Genomic DNA, 19497 nt, shown 5'->3' with positions numbered 1-19497 from the left:
CTTTTCCCGTTACTTCACAAGCCCTTGTTGTTTCAGGAAGTCGGCGGCCACTTTTTTGGCATCCAGCCCCTCGACGGCAATGCTGGCATTCAGCTGTTGCAGCGTTTTTTCATCCAGTTTTTCGAAAACAGGTTTGAGCCAGTCGGCAATCTCCGGGTAGGCTTTCAGCACTGCCTCACGTACCACCGGCGTCGGGGCATAAATCGGCTGCACACCTTTTGGATCGGTCAGGGTTTGCAGGCCAAGTGCCGCGACCGGGCCGTCGGTACCGTAGGCCATTGCCGCGTTAACACCCGAAGTTTGCTGTGCTGCGGCTTTGATGGTCACCGCCGTATCGCCGCCTGCCAGAGAGAGCAGTTGCGCCTGGTCAAGCTTGAAGTCATAGGCTTTTTCGAACGCAGGCAGCGCATCAGGACGCTCGATAAACTCTGCCGACGCGGCAAGCTTAAAATCGCCCTTCTCTTTCAGGTAGCGGCTAAGATCGGCCAGGGTAGTCAGCTTCCCTTTCTCCGCCACGTCTTTACGCACGGCGATAGTCCAGGTGTTGTTGGCCGGAGCCGGGGTCAGCCAGACCAGCTTGTTCTGTTCAGCATCGAGCTTTTTGACTTTGTCATATCCGGCTTTGGCGTTTTTCCAGGCCGGATCGTTTTCATCTTTGAAGAAGAATGCGCCGTTGCCGGTGTATTCCGGGTAGATATCCAGCTCGCCGGAAGTAATCGCGCCGCGCACGACGGGCGTAGTACCCAGCTGGACTTTATTGACGGTTTTGACGCCGTGGCTTTCGAGCACCTGCAAAATGATATTACCGAGCAGCGCGCCTTCGGTATCTATCTTTGAGCCCACTTTTACCGGCTCCGCCGCCTGTAAGGGCAGACTTATTGCCGCCAGCAACACCGCAGATCCCAACATCCCCTTTGCAATCGTCATTCCGCTATCCTCATATTTTTTTGCTGCCTTTTTCAGAGGCTTGAGAGAAAAGCGTAGCTTAAAACGGCGTGATTAACCGTCAAAATGCCTTTTTAGCATAAGATAAGACGCATCCCCCGCGAACGGGGGATGCAAAGGAAGGAAAGGTTACAGCAGTTCGAACTCGCCTTTATTCACCCGGGCAGAATCCACACCGATAAACACGTTGAATTTGCCAGGCTCAGCATCGTATTTCATCTGCTGATTCCAGAACTTCAGCGCGTCCACGTCAATTGGGAAGCTGATGGTTTTGGTTTCACCCGGTTTCAGGTTGACCTTTTCAAAGCCACGCAGCTGCTTCACCGGACGACTCATGGAGGCAGTCACATCCTGAACGTACATCTGGATCACCGTAGCCCCTTCGCGCTTACCGGTGTTAGTCACCTCAACGCTGGCTGTCACTTTACCGTCACGCTTCAGGCTCGGGGCCGACATTTTCACGTCAGAGACCTTGAAGGTGGTGTAGCTCAGGCCATAACCAAACGGGTACAGCGGGCCATTAGCTTCGTCGAAGTAACGAGACGTGTACTTGTTCGGTTTGTCGGCGTTGTACGGACGACCGGTGTTCAGGTGGCTGTAGTAGACCGGGATCTGACCAACGGAGCGCGGGAAGGACATTGGCAATTTGCCTGACGGGTTGTAATCGCCAAACAGTACGTCGGCAATCGCGTTACCGCCTTCGGTACCGGCGAACCAGGTTTCCAGAATCGCGTCAGCCTGCTGGTCTTCTTTCACCAGCGCCAGCGGACGACCGTTCATCAGCACCAGCACCAGCGGCTTGCCCGTCGCTTTCAGGGCAGCGATCAAATCGCGCTGGCTTTGGGGAATGGTGATATCGGTACGGCTGGAAGCTTCATGCGCCATCCCCTGCGCTTCTCCCACAACCGCCACAACGACATCAGACTGTTTTGCCGTTTTAACCGCTTCGTCGATCATCTCTTTCGGCGTGCGCGGGTCAACCTTCACCGCTTCCTCATACTGGTTGAGGAACGTCACGATGTCTTTATCGTTAGTGACGTTAGCCCCTTTGGCATAGACCACACTGGCGTTTTCACCGACAGCGTTCTTAATACCCGTCAGCACGGTCACGGACTGGTCAGCGACGCCCGCCGCGGACCAACTCCCCATCACGTCGCGCTTGCTGTCGGCCAGCGGACCGACCACGGCAATGGTGCCAGATTTTTTCAGCGGCAGCGTGTCGAGGCGGTTCTTCAGTAGTACCAGGCTTTCGCGGGCGACTTCACGCGCTTCTTTACGATGCAGACGGCTTTCGGCGTTGGTATCTACCGGGTCAGAGTCTTTTGGCCCCAGGTGACTGTACGGATCGTTAAACAGCCCCATGTCGTATTTCACGTTCAGCACGTGACGCGTGGCATCGTCCAGCTCCGCCATCGTTACCTTGCCGCTCTTCACCAGCCCCGGCAGGTATTTGCTGTAGTACTCGTCGCTCATGCTCATGTTAATGCCGGACTTGAGCGCCACGCGCACGGCATCTTCCGGATCGGATGCGGTACCGTGTTTGATCAGTTCTTTAATGGCGCCGTGGTCAGAAACGGTGATGCCCTTAAAGCCCCACTGGTCGCGCAATACGTCTTTCAGCAGCCAGGAATCAGACGTCGCAGGCGTGCCGTTCAGCGAGTTGAGCGCCACCATCACCGCGCCGCTGCCCGCGTCCAGACCTGCCTTGTACGGCGGCATATAGTCGTTGAACAGGCGCTGCGGGCTCATGTCAACGGTGTTGTACTCTTTGCCACCCTCCACTGCACCGTAAGCGGCGAAGTGCTTAACGCTGGTCATGACAGAGTAACGGTCTGCCGGGCTTTTGCCCTGCATCGCTTCCACCATGGTTTTGCCCATCGTGGCGGTTAAATAAGTATCTTCACCAAAGCCTTCGGACGCACGGCCCCAGCGCGGATCGCGGGAGACGTCGACCATCGGTGCCCAGGTCATGTTCAGGCCATCATCTGCCGCTTCATACGCGGAAACTCGCCCCACGGTTTTCACCGCGTCGAGGTTAAAGGAGGAGGCTAAACCAAGGCTGATGGGGAAGACGGTGCGCTGACCATGCAGCACGTCATAGGCGAAGAACAGCGGTATTTTCAGGCGACTGAGTTCCATCACCTGATCCTGCATTTTACGGATATCCTGGCGGGTAACGGTGTTAAAAATCGCCCCGACCTGACTATCCTTAATCATTTCACGGATGGCCTCTTTCGGGTTATCCGGGCCAACGCTGATAAGACGCAACTGGCCGATTTTCTCATCGACCGTCATTTTCTTGAGCAATTCCGTCACAAACGCGTCCCGGGCTTCAGGCGTAAGCGGATGATTGCCAAACAAATCCTCTGCCAGCGCGGGTTGCAGCGCCAGGCTGACGGCAACACCTACAGAACATAGCCATTTCATGTTGTTATACTCTCTCATCAATAACCGCCGGAAGATCTCGGCCAAACCGTGCGAAAGGCGCAGTGTGCCACAAACCCTCTGAACGTTGCAGGGTTATTCTCTGATTTTTCTCGTGAATACTCGACCGCTTAACAGTTAATCGCGCTATGCTTTATTGCGAGAAATTTGCCCCACCACAAGGAGTGGAAGATGTCTTCTGTTCAAACTCACAATAACACGACGTTTATCAACGAACTGTCGCGCCTGGTTGGCTCCTCTCACCTGCTTACCGACCCGGCCAAAACCGCCCGCTACCGTAAGGGGTTTCGCTCCGGTCAGGGCGAGGCGCTGGCGGTGGTTTTCCCCGGCACGCTGCTGGAGCTATGGCGCGTGCTGAGCGCCTGCGTCGCCGCAGACAAGATTATATTAATGCAGGCAGCAAACACCGGCCTGACCGAAGGCTCAACGCCGAACGGCAACGATTACGATCGTGACATTGTCATCATCAGCACCCTGCGCCTCGACAAATTACACCTTCTGGATAAAGGTGAGCAGGTGCTCGCCTTCCCTGGTACAACGCTCTACTCTCTGGAAAAGGCACTTAAGCCGCTGGGTCGTGAGCCGCACTCGGTAATCGGTTCCTCCTGCATTGGCGCCTCGGTGGTAGGTGGGATCTGCAACAACTCCGGCGGTTCGCTGGTGCAGCGTGGCCCCGCTTATACCGAAATGTCGCTTTTTGCCCGTATTGACGAAAACGGCAAACTGACGCTGGTTAACCATCTGGGGATTGATCTGGGCGTTACGCCGGAACAAATCCTCAGCAAACTTGACGACGATCGCGTTAAAGATGAAGACGTTCAGCACGATGGCCGCCATGCGCACGATCACGATTATGTTACCCGCGTGCGGGATATCGAAGCCGATACGCCAGCCCGTTACAACGCCGATCCGGATCGCCTGTTTGAATCTTCTGGCTGCGCGGGCAAGCTGGCGGTTTTTGCGGTACGCCTTGATACGTTCCCGGCAGAGAAAAAACAGCAGGTATTTTACATCGGTACCAATCAGCCTGAGGTGCTGACCGAGATCCGCCGCCATATTCTGGGCGAATTCACGCACCTGCCCGTGGCGGGCGAATATATGCATCGGGATATTTACGACATTGCCGAGCGCTACGGCAAAGACACCTTCCTGATGATCGACAAGCTCGGCACCGACAAAATGCCGTTCTTCTTCACTATGAAGGGTCGCACCGACGCGATGCTGGAGAAAGTGTCGCTGTTTAAACCTCACTTCACTGACCGCTTTATGCAGAAGTTAGGCAACGTCTTCCCGGCACATTTACCGGAGCGGATGAAAACCTGGCGCGACAAATATGAACACCATTTACTGCTGAAAATGGCCGGAGATGGGATTACGGAAGCGCAGACCTGGCTGAGCGAATTCTTCAAAACCGCCGACGGGGATTTCTTTGCCTGTACCCCTGAAGAAGGCAGCAAAGCCTTCCTGCACCGTTTTGCCGCTGCGGGTGCCGCCATCCGTTATCAGGCGGTGCATTCAGAAGAGGTGGAAGATATTCTGGCGCTGGATATCGCCCTGCGACGCAACGATACCGAGTGGTTTGAACATCTGCCGCCAGAGATTGACAGCAAGCTGGTACACAAGCTCTATTATGGCCACTTTATGTGCTACGTCTTCCATCAGGATTACATCGTTAAAAAAGGGGTTGATGCACACGAACTGAAGGAGCAGATGCTCGCCCTGTTACGTGAACGTGGCGCACAATATCCTGCGGAACACAACGTCGGTCATCTTTATAAAGCCCCTGACGCACTTAAGCAGTTTTATCGCGAGAATGACCCTACAAACAGCATGAATCCCGGTATCGGTAAAACAACGCGGAAGAAATACTGGAAAGAGAGTGCTGACACGGAATAGCAGATTACGCAAGCTTCTGATTAATTCCTACAGCCAAATTTGAGAGATTGTTAAGCGCTCCTTAATCGTAATAGAGTAACTGTCTGACGCCGGAGAAACGTTTCTCCGGCATTCTATAACGAGGAGCAGGCACATCATGTCGGCTGTTGATGTTTTATCCGAAACCGAACTGGAAGTGCGTGATGCCCTTCCCGATGATGTGCATGCCATCGCGGCCATCTATGCCTGGCATGTACTTCACGGGCGTGCGTCATTTGAAGAAGTTCCCCCCACTATTGACGAAATGCGTCAACGTATGAAAGGTGTGGCAGAGAACGGTTTACCGTGGCTTATCGCACTGTATCGCGGCATCGTTGTGGGCTATTGCTATGCCACACCTTACCGCCCGCGACACGCCTATCGTTATACTCTGGAAGAGTCAATATACGTGGATGCCAGCACCACCGGACGCGGTTTTGGCTCCGCATTAATGAGTGCGCTGATTGCGCGCTGCGAACAAGGCCCATGGCGCCAGATGATTGCCGTTGTGGGGGATGGCAGTAATAATCCCGGCTCGTTACGGCTGCACAAAAAACACGGCTTTGAGATTGTCGGTCAGTTGCGCAGCGTGGGGTATAAGAAAGGCGACTGGCGGGATACGGTGATTATGCAGCGTCCACTCAACGATGGAGACTGGACGCTGCCGGAGTAAGCCGGGTAAGGCGAAGCCGCCACCCGGCGCTGACAGGCGGCTCAGTCGTTTTGCGCGGTCGCCATCTGTTCAGCTTTCTGCTTTTTATAGGTCAATGCCGCAGCCGGAACAGGTTGCACTTTCCCCGTTTCAATCCAGGTACGCAGTCGGCTTGCATCCGCGAAGTGGGTGTATTTGCCGAAGGCATCCATCACCACCAGCGCTACCGGTTTGCCGTTAAAAACAGTACGCATGACCAGACAGTGTCCCGCCGCATTGGTAAAACCGGTTTTCGTTAACTGGATATTCCAGTTATCCCGGTAAACCAGATGGTTAGTATTACGGAACGGCAGCGTATAGGCTGGGTTCGCAAACGTCGCCGTCTCTTCACGGGTGGTACTGAGCTGACCAATCAGCGGGTACTGTTTGCTGGCGATCAGCAGTTTTGTCAGATCGCGGGCGGTGGAGACGTTGTTAATCGACAGACCTGTCGGTTCAACATAATGCGTATTGTTCATCCCCAGCGATTTGGCTTTCGCATTCATCGCACGAATAAATGCGTCGTAGCCGCCCGGATAATGGTGGGCGAGGCTCGCCGCAGCGCGGTTTTCAGATGACATCAGCGCCAGCAGCAGCATATTTTTACGGCTGATTTCGCTGTTCAGTCGCACGCGGGAATAAATCCCTTTCATCTCCGGCGTGTGGCTAATATCCACTTTCAGTTTTTCGTCCAGCGGCAGATGTGCATCAAGCACCACCATCGCGGTCATTAATTTGGTAATGGAGGCAATCGGGCGCACCAGGTCCGGATGGCTGGCGTAAATGACCTTATTGGTGTTGAGATCAACAATCATTGCGCTGCCGGAGGCAATTTGCGGCTGGGCAGCAGCAGCAGCAGTCACCGCGGGCGTTTTGGCGATGGCTGGCACGGCAGCGGACGCCCCCAGCAACAGTGCCAGGCTAAGTAAAGAGACTCGGAATTTCAGCATGGTGAGACTTCTGATAATTATTCACGCACGTAATGACGTACACCGCCTGTGTCGACGGTAAACACAGGCTGGCTTCGGCATCATAGCCGTCACCGCGCTTTGTCGCCAGCGGATAATCGTGAGCAGATGCTGCATTGCTGGCATTTACGCCAGCAATGCAGTGAACTTAGAAGAGACGGTATCCATAACCCCAAAGAATTACCGTCAGCGCCAGTAACGCCTCCAGCACCAGCACACCGATAGCGAGTGTTGAACTGGAGAAGCTCAGGCCCTCTTCTTTATTAATATTCAGGAAGGTTGGAACCCCCAGATACAGCAAATAACCGGTGTAAAAGAGGGCAATGGTACCGATCAGCGCGCACAACCAGACCAGTGGATAGAGCGCAACAATACCGCTTAAGAACAGCGGGGTCGCGACATATCCGGCGAAGACCATACAGTGCGCCAGCGATGGACGTTGCGGGTAGTTACGCGCCATCCAGTGAATGACACGCCCCATGACGGCAACACCCGCCAGCATCAGGCCATAAAAGATGATGGCCAGATAAAGCCCGGTAAACCATGAAAGCTGAACTACGGTGCCATCCCCGAAGTTCCAGCCGATTTGAGTTGTTCCGATAAAGGCGCATATTACCGGCACCGCGGCCATCAGCAACACATGGTGCGTGTAATGATGCGAGACGGTTTCATTCTCACTTTTGATGACGTGCATTTCACGATCGGGATGGGAGAAAAGTCCCCAGACATGGTTCATAGAGCCCCCTTGTTGTCGGTCCGTCAGCGATACTTTAAGTATAATGCAGGCTTTAGATTATTTTATGTACAGCAGGAAATTTCCGTTGATTTCCCCGCTGTTGATTCATGGGGTATATGATTAACGGAGGTATACCGAGGGAGATGACGTTTACGTAATGGATATCAACAATCTTATTGAACAATATGGATACGCCGCGCTGGTTGCTGGCAGCGTGGCAGAAGGCGAAACCATCACATTGCTCGGCGGCGTCGCCGCGCATCAGGGGTTACTGAAATTCCCGCTGGTCGTCGCCGCCGTCGCCCTGGGGGGGATGATTGGCGACCAGCTGCTCTACTTTCTGGGGCTGCGCTTTGGGCCAGGGCTACTTAAGCGTTTCAAAAAGCATCAGAAGAAAATTCGACGCGCTCAGCGGCTCATTCAACGTCATCCCTATCTGTTCGTCATTGGCACGCGCTTTATGTACGGCTTTCGAATTATCGGCCCGATACTGATAGGTGCCAGCCATCTGCCTCCGAAAATTTTCCTGCCGCTCAATATTCTTGGCGCGATTGCCTGGGCGCTTATCTTTACGACGCTCGGTTACGTCGGTGGCGAAGTGATTGGTCCATGGCTGCATAACCTTGACCAGCACCTGAAGCACTGGGCGTGGTTAATTCTGGTGGTTGTGGCGGTGATTGCAGTACGGCTGTGGCTGAAGCATCGCGAGAAAACTCGCGATGAGGATTGATGACCCTTTCAGCTATGATGATAACCGCCACCCAGTGCCGACGTCAGCTGCAGCGTGGCGTCGATATACTGACCTTTCAGCATCAACCCGGCGAGCTGTTCTTTGAGTGCCGGTATTCTGGCTTCACTGACCCGTGAACCCGCGATAATACCCGCACTAAAACGTGCCTGCGCCAGGGCCACAACGCGCGCCGCATCATTTTCGACCTGCAGCTGTTGGCGATTTTTCGCCATCAGGGTTTCGACTTCACTGGCTGTACGTGCCACCTGATTAACCGCCTCCACCACCGCTTTGTTGTAACTGGCGACCGAGAGATTATTTTGCGCCTGGGCGATATCAAGGTTCGCATTTAGTCTGCCGCTGTCGAAAATCGGCAGTGTCAGCCCCGCTGTCACCCCCATCTGCTGCGCTGAAGAACGGAACAGGTCGCTCAGGTGGAGCGCATCCTGCTGTAAGAATGCCATCAGATTCACATCAGGATAAAAAGCCGCTCTGGCCGCCTCCACCTCGCTCATGGAGGCTTCGATATACCAGTGTGCCTCCTGAAGATCCGGTCGACGCGCCAGCAGTTCATACCCCAGCGTTGACGGTAGAGAGGCATCGACCGTCGGCAGCGCATGCCGCGAAAGCGTCACGGAGGAGGAATTCGTTAGCGCAACCAGACGCGCCTCAACGGCTTTCATCTTCCCGTTAACTTCTGCCAGGTTCTCTTCGGTTTTGCTGGCATTGATATCCGTTTCGACCCCTTCCACAGAAGAGGTGATCCCGTGCTGATACAATTCGAGGTCTGCGCCAATAATATTGTCCTGTTCATGTTTGATCTGGACGAGGACATCCTGCACTGCGGCCTGAGTTTGCCACTCCCAGTAGAGACGGGCCACGCTGCTGGCCAGCAGTTGTCGGGTTTGCTCCAGCTCCGCTTTTTGCGCATTCAATCGGCCTATACGGGCTTCAACCTGCGCGCGATTTTTCCCCCACAGATCGAGATCCCAGCCCGCGGTCAGCCCAAAGGTGCCGTTGGTGTACCACGGCCCGGTAGTACCTGCCGCCGGGTCGGTAATCGCAAAGGGTCCCATAAGCCCTTCAGCAGACATTTTCTGGCGTTCTGCATCAGCTGAAAAATCAATTTGCGGACCGTCGGCAGCCATAGCGGCTTTTGCCTGAGCCTCGGCAAGCGTAATGCGCTGGCGGGCAATTTGCATATCCGGGGCGTCATTCAGCGCTTTGGCAATCAGCGAATTAAGCTCAGGATCGTTATAGTCTTTCCACCACTCATTTTTCGGCCATGCTGAAGGATGGAGTGTTGTGTTAACCGACGCTGTTACTGATTGCGTATTCAGGGGAGATACCGTGGTATGTTCCGGCGCGCAGGCCACCAGAATAAAAGCAAGGGGGAGACTCAGAGATAAAATAAGAGAACGTTTCATTACGCCACACACTCAAAAAATAAAGGCGAAAATTACGCTTAATGCTGTTTATTTTTTTAGGAATGCGTGGCAATGGGGACATTGTTAAACATTTACATAATTGGAAAAATATTCACTAAATGAATTAATTATATATTCATATTTATTATTTTGATTGAATAACCCGCGCAATATCACCAGACGTTTGTAGTGTGCGGATCTCCTGAAACAGCCCCAACGCCTCGCTATATTCTTTGCGCAAATAACTCAGCCACTGTTTAATGCGCGCGACATGATATAGCCCGGTGTCACCCTGTTTTTCCAGACGACTGTATTTTTGCAGCAGCGTGACGACGTCTGCCCACGGCATTCGCGGTTCGTTATATTTTACCACCCGGCTGAGGTTAGGTACGTTAAGCGCGCCGCGGCCGATCATCACCGCATTGCAGCCTGTCTCTTTCAGACATGCCTGCGCGCTCTCGTAATCCCAGATTTCACCGTTGGCGATAACAGGAATAGTCAGCCTTTTACGGATCTCACCGATCGCCTGCCAGTTAATACGCTCGGCTTTGTAGCCATCTTCTTTGGTGCGACCATGCACCACCAGCTCCGTGGCACCGGCCTGCTGTACAGCATCGGCAATTTCAAACTGCCTGGAGTCGCTGTCCCAGCCCAGACGCACCTTTACCGTCACCGGCAAATGCGCAGGAACAGCTTCACGCATCGCCTTCGCACCGCGGTAAATGAGTTCTGGATCTTTCAGCAGTGTCGCCCCACCGCCGCTGCCGTTCACCAGCTTCGACGGACAGCCGCAGTTGAGATCCACCCCGTAAGAGCCCAGCTCAACCGCGCGGGCGGCGTTTTCCGCCAGCCATTCGGGGTACTGGCCGAGCAGCTGAATACGTACCAGCGTGCCGGAGGAGGTACGGCTCTGGTTGTGCAGCTCGGGGCAAAGTCGGTAGAAGGATTTTACTGGCAACAACATATCGACCACGCGCAGAAACTCCGTCACGCAGAGATCGTAGTCGTTCACCTCGGTCAGAAGCTCGCGCACGAGAGAGTCGAGCACGCCTTCCATTGGGGCCAGTAAAACACGCATATCAGTACCTGTGAAAAAAGACGCGCTATAGTATCTGCTCTGTATGTATGTGGAAAGCCCGACGTTCCATTCTGGAATGTCTGGTATGCTCAAAATTCATGATGTGATCCATGGCACATTTTCAGGTTTAATTGTATGATGAATGCGTTTCAGCAAGGACTTTCTCCATGAGCAAATCATTGAACATTATCTGGCAATATCTGCGTGCATTCGTCCTGATTTATGCCTGCCTGTATGCCGGGATTTTCATCGCGTCGCTGCTGCCCATCACGATCCCCGGTAGCATTATCGGTATGCTAATCCTGTTTGTATTACTGGCGTTGCAAATTCTACCCGCTAAGTGGGTCAACCCTGGCTGCTTCGTCCTTATTCGCTATATGGCGCTGCTTTTCGTGCCTATCGGCGTCGGGGTCATGCAGTATTTTGATTTGCTTAAAGCCCAGTTCGGCCCGATCGTTGTCTCCTGTGCGGTCAGTACGCTGGTGGTTTTCCTGGTCGTGAGCTGGAGCTCTCATCTGGTGCATGGCGAACGTAAAGTTGTCGGGGAGAAAACAAAAAAATGATAGCCAATATCTGGTGGTCGCTACCGTTAACGCTGGTGGTGTTCTTCGCCGCACGCAAACTTGCCGCACGTTTCAAAATGCCGCTGTTGAATCCACTGCTGGTGGCCATGGTGGTGATCATTCCATTCCTGCTTCTCACCGGCATTCCTTACGAACGCTATTTTGCCGGCAGCAAAATTTTGAATGATTTGCTACAGCCCGCCGTTGTGGCGCTCGCCTTTCCTTTATATGAGCAACTTCACCAGATCCGCGCTCGCTGGAAGTCCATCATTACGATCTGCTTTGTGGGCAGTCTGGTGGCAATGATCACCGGGACGTCGGTAGCGCTGCTGATGGGAGCGTCTCCACAAATTGCAGCCTCTATCCTGCCAAAATCCGTCACCACGCCAATTGCGATGGCGGTTGGCGGTAGCCTTGGAGGGATTCCAGCCATCAGCGCCATGTGTGTGATTTTCGTTGGTATTTTGGGTGCTGTGTTTGGACATACTCTGCTCAATGGCATGCGCATTCATACCAAAGCTGCGCGGGGCCTGGCAATGGGGACAGCATCGCACGCACTGGGGACAGCACGCTGTGCAGAACTGGATTATCAGGAAGGGGCGTTTAGCTCACTGGCACTGGTCATTTGCGGGATCATCACCTCCCTGCTGGCCCCGTTCATTTTCCCGCTGATTCTGGCGGTAATGGGCTAAAATTTGCGATGCGTCGCGCAAATTTCATTTTGATTTCATAAGTTGCATACATATTGAGAACTGGATCACATATAAAGCCCCATCGGCTCCGTAAACTACCGATCCATTAACCTTTATGAGGCAAACGCAATGCATCCACGTTTTCAAGCTGCTTTCGCCCAGCTTGCCGAGAATTTGCAAACCGCTCTGACCCCGATTCTGGCGGATGAGCATTTCCCCGCCCTGCTGACGGCGGAGCAGGTCACGATGCTGAAACAGGCAACGGGGCTGGACGAAGACGCGCTGGCTTTTGCTCTGCTGCCGCTGGCTGCCGCCTGTGCACGTGCTGACCTCTCCCACTTCAACGTCGGGGCCATTGCACGCGGCATCAGCGGGACATGGTATTTCGGCGGAAATATGGAGTTTCTGGGCGCCACCATGCAACAAACTGTTCACGCTGAGCAGAGCGCCATCAGCCATGCCTGGCTGCGCGGTGAAAAAGCGCTGAGCGCCATCACCGTTAACTACACGCCGTGTGGTCACTGCCGTCAGTTTATGAATGAGCTGAACAGCGGGCTGCAACTGCGCATTAACCTGCCTGGCCGCGCACCGCATACGCTGGGGGATTACCTGCCTGATGCCTTTGGCCCGAAAGATCTTGAGATCAAAACCCTGCTGATGGACGAACAGGACCACGGTTTTGCCCTGTCCGGTGATGACCTGGCCCAGGCTGCCATTCGCGCTGCCAACAAAAGTCACACGCCATACAGCAAATCCCCTAGCGGTGTCGCACTGCAGTGTCGGGATGGTCGTATCTTTAGCGGCAGCTATGCCGAAAACGCCGCGTTTAACCCAACGCTGCCACCGCTGCAGGGCGCACTCAACCTGCTGAGCCTGAACGGCTATGACTATCCGGATATTCAGCGCGCCATTCTGGCAGAAATTGCCGATGCGCCACTGATTCAGTGGGATGCCACCGCTGCCACGTTAAAAGCGCTGGACTGCACAACAATCGACCGCGTACTGCTCGCGTAATCCTTCCGGCGGGCAGAAATGCCCGCCACGTTGCTGAAAAACCCCTCAGTTGAGTCGCTGTTTCTTGCGCTATCCAGGCGGGTAAAGTAGCCTGAGTTAAATTTCATCTTCGGAACGAGCCATCTGCATGTTAAAGCGCGTTTTTTACAGCCTGTCTGTCCTGGTCGGCATACTGCTGTTGATCGTGCTGGGTCTCGATCGCTGGATGAGCTGGAAAACCGCCCCCTATATCTTTGATGACCTGCAGGACCTGCCCTACCGTCAGGTGGGTGTGGTACTCGGTACGGCCAAGTATTACCGCACCGGTGTGATCAATCAGTACTACCGTTACCGAATTCAGGGCGCACTGAACGCCTACAACAGTGGCAAAGTGAATTACCTGCTGTTAAGCGGTGATAACGCCCTGCAAAGCTATAACGAACCGGTGACGATGCGTAAGGATTTGATTGCCGCGGGTGTCGACCCTGCGGATATCGTTCTCGATTACGCCGGGTTCCGCACCCTGGACTCCATCGTGCGCACGCGTAAAGTCTTCGACACAAACGACTTCATCATCATCACCCAGCGCTTCCACTGCGAGCGCGCGCTGTTTATCGCCCTGCATATGGGCATACAGGCGCAGTGCTACGCGGTACCGTCACCAAAAGATATGCTGAGCGTGCGCGTACGCGAGTTTGGTGCCCGTTTTGGCGCGCTGGCAGACCTGTACATTTTCAAACGTGAACCGCGCTTTTTAGGCCCGCTGGTGCCGATCCCGGCGATGCATGAAGTGCCGGAAGATGCGCAGGGTTACCCGGCCGTCACGCCTGAACAACTGCTTGATATGCAGAAAAAAGAGAAAAAATAACATCACCTTTATACTTTCTTTACGCCGGGCCTGACGCTTTTTATCTCCCCTTTATGCCGCCCCCTTTAAGCTGAGTTCACTGCCGCTACGGCTTCATTGAAGAATGACTATGAACTCAATCATGAATGCGTTTTTCCTGAAAAGTCTCCGTCCGTATTTTAACTTCCCGGGCTTATTTCTCCCGACGGCGCTCAATTCAGGCCTCTGGCTGGATGAAAAAATTGAGGCGATGCAGCACAGCATCCCGATGGAGGTCACGGATTATCTGGAGCGTTATCCGCTGACAAAACATATTGATGTTTACCTGAACGATATCAATGGCATTATGCGCGGCAAGCGTCTCTCAGTGGAGAGCATGCTGACGCTGGAAAAAGGCTGCTACTTTCCTCTCTCCGTGTATTCCATGGGCCAGAAAGGCAAAATTTCCGCCCCGCTTCATGATGAACCAGACCGGCTGTGCGTCCCCGTCGCCGGTTCCCTGTGCCCTTCTGCGCAAGATCCACAGCACAACGCGCAGATCCTGCTGACGATGAAAGACAGCAACGGCCAGCCCTGCCCGTTTGAACCACGGGTGATACTGCAAAATGTCCTGGCCCGTTTTCACCAGCACGGGCTATTCCCGGTGATTGCCCCTGAAATTGAGTTCTACCTGACGGGCCGTGAAACATTGGATCCACAGAATCAGGGCTGCTTTCATATGGATACCTCGACAGCACACGCAGCGCTGTTTGACGAGCTGGAACAGCTAGCTCAACTTCAACGCATCCCTCTGACCGGGATCGTGGCAGAAGCTGAACCCGGCCAGTTCGAGTTAAACCTGAAGCATAGCCATCGTGTCGTTGAAGTATGTGATAACGTGCTGGCACTACGACGTCTGACCCGACACGTGGCTGAACAGCATGGCCTGCAGGCCAGTTTTATGGCAAAACCGTTCAGTCAGCAGTCCGGCAGCGGCCTGCATTTCCACTTCAGTCTGAACGATAGCCACGGCAAAAACGTCTTTGCCTCACCAGGGAATGAGCTTAATAGCATGATGCGTTTATGCATCGCGGGCCAGCTTGCACTGATGCCTGCCTCCATCGCCGTGATTGCTCCGGGCGTCAACGCGTTTCGCCGCCTGCGTAAAAACCTGACAGAACCCTTATTTAACTCCTGGGGTTATAACACCCGCTCCGCTGCACTGCGCATTCCCTGCTCGGATGAGAACAACTGTCGTATTGAGTACCGACTGGCCGGGGCCGATGCGAATCCATATCTGGTGGCAGCCACCATCCTGACCGGCATGCTGTACGGGCTGGAAAACATCGACGAAGAAGATTTACCAGAACCGCAGCAGGATGACCCGCTTCTGCCGCTGTTTCAGCAGGAAGCCATTGAGACATTTGCCCACTGTCAGTATCTCACCAACAGCCTGGGCGAGGCTTTTTCCGAACAGTGGATCGCCTGCAAGCTTGCTGAACTCGACTGGTTTGAGAGCATCGTGACCAAAGAAGAGTCGAATCTGGCGTGAGGAATAAAAAAGCCCGCTCAACGAGCGGGCCGGGTGACGCAAAAAGCCATTATTTTTTACGTGCGTACTTCAGGGAATCCAGCGCAACCGCGAAGATAATGATGGCGCCTTTGATGATGTACTGCCAGTACGGGTTCACACCGATGTAGGTCAGACCGTAGTTGATCACGGTGAAGATAATCACACCGGTCACCACGCCGAGCACAGTACCCACGCCGCCGCTGAAGGAGACGCCACCCACCACACAGGCTGCGATCGCATCCAGCTCATACATGAAGCCGAGGTTGTTGGTTGCAGAGCCGATACGGCCCGCTTCCAGCATCCCGCCGAAGGCGTAGAACACACCAGACAGGGCATAGATGATGAGCAGGTTCAGAGCAACGTTTACGCCGGAGACTTTCGCCGCTTCCGGGTTACCACCGATAGCGAAGATGTTCTTACCGAAACGGGTTTTGTTCCACAGGATCCAGACGAAGGCCACCGCAATCAGCGCATAGAAGGTGATATACGACAGGCGGAAGCTGCCCAGCGCGATAAACCCTTGCGTAAAGGTCGAGAAGCCGCTGTCGAAACCAGAAATTGGAGACGCACCGACGAAGTCGTAGTACAGGGAGTTGATACCGTAAACGATGATCATCGTACCTAACGTGGTGATGAATGGCGTCACGTTCAGGTAAGCGATAATGATGCCGTTAATCAGACCAATCACTGCGCCAATAGCACAGACAATCAGGATCACCACGAAAATCGGCATGGTTGCCATTTCCGGGAACACCTTGTTGGCGTTTTCCATCGACTGCAACAGGGTGGCCGCAATAACCGCAGCAAGGCCAACCTGACGCCCTGCGGAAAGGTCAGTACCCTGGGTCACAATCAGCCCCGCCACGCCCAGCGCAATGATAATACGCACGGAGGACTGGGTCAGAATGTTACTCAGGTTCAGCAGACTTAAGAACGTAGGGTCCTGGAAAATGATGATAGCCAGCAGGACTAAAAGAACAACGTAAATACCGCCTTCTTTCAGGTAAGTGAGAAAACTTTTTTTATTTAACGCACTCATGAGGAGCCCCTGATCTTAAAGGTGCAAAGACGCTAAACGCAAAATTTCGTTTTGCGTTGTCGTTTTGGTGTCAACAATACCGGCAACGAGACCATTGCTCATAACCAGAATACGGTCTGTGATCCCTAACAATTCCGGCATTTCGGAAGAAATAGTAATGATCCCTTTATTCTTTTTCGCCAGTTCAGCAATCAGTTGATAAATTTCGAATTTCGCACCAACGTCAATACCGCGGGTCGGTTCATCCAGCATCAGAATTTCTGGCTGAGTTAATAACCAACGACCGATAATCACTTTCTGCTGGTTGCCGCCCGAAAGCGAACCAATTTGTGTGCGGTGGCCAGGTGTCTTAACACGCATAGAGTCAATTACCCATTGGGTATCGCTTTTCATGCGGGAATTATCCAGCAAACCAACTTTGTTCTTATAATTACGAATATTCGAAATTAACGAGTTAAAGTTAATATCCAGATAAGCATAAATACCGGTAGAACGACGTTCTTCCGTCACCAGCGCAAAACCATTATTAATGGCTTCGTTGGCGTTGTGGTTATTGATTTTCTTACCATGGAGCGTAATGGTGCCTTCCGCTTTCTCACGGATACCAAACAGGGTTTCCACGATATCGGTACGTTTGGCTCCGACCAGCCCTGCGATCCCCAGAATTTCGCCTTTATGCAAGTCGAAGGAGACATCGCGAATGGATGGCTGACGCAGTGAAGTCAGGTTACGCACCTCAAGGATCACTTCACCCGGCTTGTTTTCTTTGTCCGGGAAGCGCTGGTTCAGGGAACGACCGACCATCATGGCGATGATCTTGTCCATGTCCAGCCCTTCGAGAGGCTGAGTGGCAATCCACTGACCGTCACGCAGGATGGTAATCTCATCACAGAGCTGGAAGATCTCTTCCATTTTATGGGAGATATACACAATGCCGCAGCCGCGATCTTTCAGCTTACGAATAATGGTAAAAAGGTGGTTAACCTCTTTTTCCGTTAATGACGATGTCGGTTCGTCCATGATGACGATTTTTGCATCATAGGAGAACGCTTTGGCAATTTCGATCATCTGCATTTGAGATACAGATAATGTCCCTACGCGGGCACGCGGATCAATATCAATATCCAGCTCATCGAAAATCGCTTTGGTGTCGCGGTACATTTTGTCCTGATCGACAAAGACACCTTTGGTTGGATAACGACCCAACCACATGTTATCCATCACTGAACGCTGCAGCACCAGGTTTAATTCCTGGTGAACCATCGAGATACCGTTTTCCAGTGCTTCTTTTGCTGAATGGAAATCGATCTCTTTCCCCTGAAAAAGAATACTGCCAGAATCTTTTTGATAGATCCCAAAAAGACATTTTAATAATGTTGATTTACCTGCACCGTTCTCTCCCATCAAAGCATGAATAGAGTGAGGACGAACTTTTAAATTAACATTATCGAGTGCCTTAACACCGGGAAATGACTTGTTGATACCGTTCATTTCCAACAAGTATTCACCGGACGACTGAGTAGTTGTGCTGACCATAATTATACCTTGTTGGCCTCGCATATCGCGTTATAAAAGGGCGCAACAAGTTGCGCCCAGTGAAGACAGTACTAATTACTTATTTACCGATAAACTCAGCCAGGTTGGACTGGTCTACGCCCACGTAAGGTACGCGAACGATTTTGTTTTCAATTTTCCAGTTGGTGCCATCAGCAGCGCCTTTACCGTCGGCCAGGTTTTTCGCCAGATCGAAGGTTGCTTTCGCCTGGTTGTTGGCATCGTTCAGAACGGTACCGGCCATTGCACCCGATTTAACCAGTGCCAGTGCTTCTGGCAGCGCATCCACACCGAATACAGGAATGGAAGATTTGTTGTGTGCTTTCAGCGCTTCTACTGCACCCATTGCCATCGCATCGTTGTTGGCGATAACCACTTCGATTTTGTTAGCATTCGGGCCAGACAGCCACGCGTCCATCTTATCTTTCGCCTGAGCGGTATCCCACATTGCGGTATCTAACGCCAGCTGCTGGGTTTTCAGGCCTTTATCGTTCAGCTCTTTAATAACGTAAGTGGTACGGGCTTCAGCATCCGGATGGCCTGGTTCGCCTTTCAGCAGAACGAACTGGATCTGGCCGTCTTTGTTCAGGTCCCAGTTCGGGTTCGCCGCCCAGTGTTTAGCGATCAGATCGCCCTGAATAATGCCGGACTCTTTGGAGTCAGTACCGACGTAATACGCTTTGTCATAGCTGTCCAGCGCTTTACGGGAAGGTTCTTTGTTGAAGAAGACGATTGGCACATTCTGGCCGCGCGCTTTTTCGATAACTGTGCCTGCTGCAGCCGGGTCAACCAGGTTGATTGCCAGCGCTTTCACGCCTTTAGCCAGCAGAACGTCGATCTGGTCGTTCTGTTTGGACTGGTCATTCTGGGAGTCATTCATCAGCAGCTGAACATCTGGCGCTGCTTTAGCATCTTTCTCGATCGCCTTACGCACAACAGACATGAAGTTGTCGTCGTATTTATAGATGGTCACACCAATACGGGTATCCGCAGCGTGCGCTGCTGCACCAAAAAGCATGCTTGCCATTACAGCAGACAGGGTCAACACCTTCTTATTCATGGTATCTCCGGTTTTTTTTATGCAGGGTAGTTCTTGTGAATAACGATCGGCAGGCGGGTGTTAATAAAACGTTACTGACCGCCGAAGTTCACTTATAAAATTTCTATCTTCCGTGTTCGGTAACGCTCCAGAAATGCGTTTTATTCGTTGTTTGCGGCACATTGGCTATAGTGAAAGTGAATAATCACCGTTACATAGCGTTTCAGCCCCTAAAACGCTGACATCATAGTCAGCGCCTTGTTAAGATACTGTGAATTTACTCA

17 protein-coding genes are annotated in these 19497 nt (G+C 52.9%); 8 read left to right on the top strand and 9 right to left on the bottom strand.

All coding sequences use genetic code 11. The features are described 5' to 3' along the window. Positions 1–9: 9 nt before the first annotated feature. Positions 10–927: a glycine betaine ABC transporter substrate-binding protein OsmF gene (osmF, locus tag AC0XWG_RS15260; protein WP_028016323.1), complete on the bottom strand. Its 918-nt coding sequence runs from the start codon at positions 925–927 to the stop codon at positions 10–12. Between the two features lie 147 nt (positions 928–1074). After that, the gene (bglX, locus tag AC0XWG_RS15255; RefSeq protein WP_028016322.1) at positions 1075–3372 is read right to left on the bottom strand and encodes a beta-glucosidase BglX; all 2298 of its coding nucleotides are present in this window, start codon (positions 3370–3372) and stop codon (positions 1075–1077) included. A gap of 189 nt (positions 3373–3561) precedes the next feature. On the opposite strand from bglX, the gene dld reads away from it, so the two are divergent. Together dld and AC0XWG_RS15245 are read left to right on the top strand one after the other, a co-directional pair. Then, positions 3562–5286: a D-lactate dehydrogenase gene (dld, locus tag AC0XWG_RS15250; RefSeq protein ID WP_475680789.1), complete on the top strand. Its 1725-nt coding sequence runs from the start codon at positions 3562–3564 to the stop codon at positions 5284–5286. A 136-nt stretch (positions 5287–5422) separates the two neighbouring features. Then, positions 5423–5977, top strand: coding sequence for a GNAT family N-acetyltransferase (locus AC0XWG_RS15245; protein WP_028016320.1), 555 nt, complete (start codon positions 5423–5425; stop codon positions 5975–5977). Positions 5978–6018: 41 nt separating this feature from the next. Here the strand turns inward: AC0XWG_RS15245 and pbpG are convergent, their stop codons facing one another. Next, positions 6019–6945, bottom strand: a complete 927-nt coding sequence (pbpG, locus tag AC0XWG_RS15240; RefSeq protein ID WP_128347445.1) for a D-alanyl-D-alanine endopeptidase — start codon at positions 6943–6945, stop codon at positions 6019–6021. Between the two features lie 166 nt (positions 6946–7111). Next, on the bottom strand, positions 7112–7699 hold the full coding sequence (locus AC0XWG_RS15235; protein WP_008500904.1) for a Yip1 family protein: 588 nt from the start codon (positions 7697–7699) through the stop codon (positions 7112–7114). A gap of 157 nt (positions 7700–7856) precedes the next feature. Between AC0XWG_RS15235 and AC0XWG_RS15230 the strand changes: the two genes are divergently transcribed. Next, positions 7857–8429, top strand: a complete 573-nt coding sequence (locus AC0XWG_RS15230) for a DedA family protein (protein WP_108090792.1) — start codon at positions 7857–7859, stop codon at positions 8427–8429. 8 nt (positions 8430–8437) lie between these two features. Here AC0XWG_RS15230 and mdtQ read toward each other — a convergent pair whose 3' ends face one another. After that, the gene (gene mdtQ, locus AC0XWG_RS15225; RefSeq protein WP_128347443.1) at positions 8438–9856 is read right to left on the bottom strand and encodes a multidrug resistance outer membrane protein MdtQ; all 1419 of its coding nucleotides are present in this window, start codon (positions 9854–9856) and stop codon (positions 8438–8440) included. 145 nt (positions 9857–10001) lie between these two features. Beyond that, complete coding sequence (gene dusC / locus AC0XWG_RS15220) at positions 10002–10934, bottom strand: tRNA dihydrouridine(16) synthase DusC (RefSeq protein ID WP_128347442.1); 933 nt, start codon at positions 10932–10934, stop codon at positions 10002–10004. A 167-nt stretch (positions 10935–11101) separates the two neighbouring features. Between dusC and AC0XWG_RS15215 the strand changes: the two genes are divergently transcribed. The 5 genes from AC0XWG_RS15215 to AC0XWG_RS15195 all read left to right on the top strand — a co-directional run bounded on the left by AC0XWG_RS15215 (position 11102) and on the right by AC0XWG_RS15195 (position 15560). Beyond that, positions 11102–11497, top strand: coding sequence for a CidA/LrgA family protein (locus AC0XWG_RS15215; protein WP_049008205.1), 396 nt, complete (start codon positions 11102–11104; stop codon positions 11495–11497). Beyond that, positions 11494–12189: a CidB/LrgB family autolysis modulator gene (locus AC0XWG_RS15210; RefSeq protein ID WP_128347441.1), complete on the top strand. Its 696-nt coding sequence runs from the start codon at positions 11494–11496 to the stop codon at positions 12187–12189. Before AC0XWG_RS15215 ends, AC0XWG_RS15210 begins: the two co-directional genes overlap by 4 nt. 129 nt (positions 12190–12318) lie before the next feature. Beyond that, a complete protein-coding gene (gene cdd, locus AC0XWG_RS15205) occupies positions 12319–13203 on the top strand; it encodes a cytidine deaminase (RefSeq protein WP_108090794.1) in 885 nt (294 codons plus the stop codon). A gap of 127 nt (positions 13204–13330) precedes the next feature. Beyond that, positions 13331–14050 carry an outer membrane permeability protein SanA gene (sanA, locus tag AC0XWG_RS15200; protein ID WP_014884561.1) on the top strand — a complete coding sequence of 240 codons (720 nt, stop codon included), beginning with the start codon at positions 13331–13333 and terminating at the stop codon, positions 14048–14050. Positions 14051–14171: 121 nt separating this feature from the next. After that, positions 14172–15560 (top strand): glutamine synthetase family protein, encoded by a 1389-nt coding sequence (locus tag AC0XWG_RS15195; protein ID WP_128347504.1) that lies wholly within the window; start codon positions 14172–14174, stop codon positions 15558–15560. Between the two features lie 49 nt (positions 15561–15609). On the opposite strand, the gene mglC is transcribed toward AC0XWG_RS15195, so the two are convergent. The 3 genes from mglC to mglB all read right to left on the bottom strand — a co-directional run bounded on the left by mglC (position 15610) and on the right by mglB (position 19234). Continuing rightward, a complete protein-coding gene (mglC, locus tag AC0XWG_RS15190; protein ID WP_008500921.1) occupies positions 15610–16620 on the bottom strand; it encodes a galactose/methyl galactoside ABC transporter permease MglC in 1011 nt (336 codons plus the stop codon). A 15-nt stretch (positions 16621–16635) separates the two neighbouring features. Beyond that, positions 16636–18156, bottom strand: coding sequence for a galactose/methyl galactoside ABC transporter ATP-binding protein MglA (gene mglA / locus AC0XWG_RS15185; protein ID WP_475680788.1), 1521 nt, complete (start codon positions 18154–18156; stop codon positions 16636–16638). A gap of 79 nt (positions 18157–18235) precedes the next feature. Next, the gene (mglB, locus tag AC0XWG_RS15180) at positions 18236–19234 is read right to left on the bottom strand and encodes a galactose/glucose ABC transporter substrate-binding protein MglB (protein ID WP_024908164.1); all 999 of its coding nucleotides are present in this window, start codon (positions 19232–19234) and stop codon (positions 18236–18238) included. Positions 19235–19497: the final 263 nt, after the last annotated feature.

The sequence above is a fragment of the Enterobacter sp. DVT3837 genome (assembly GCF_056238685.1).
The sequence above is the reverse complement of the archived record's forward strand: the minus strand, read 5'-3'. Positions and strand labels throughout refer to the sequence as shown.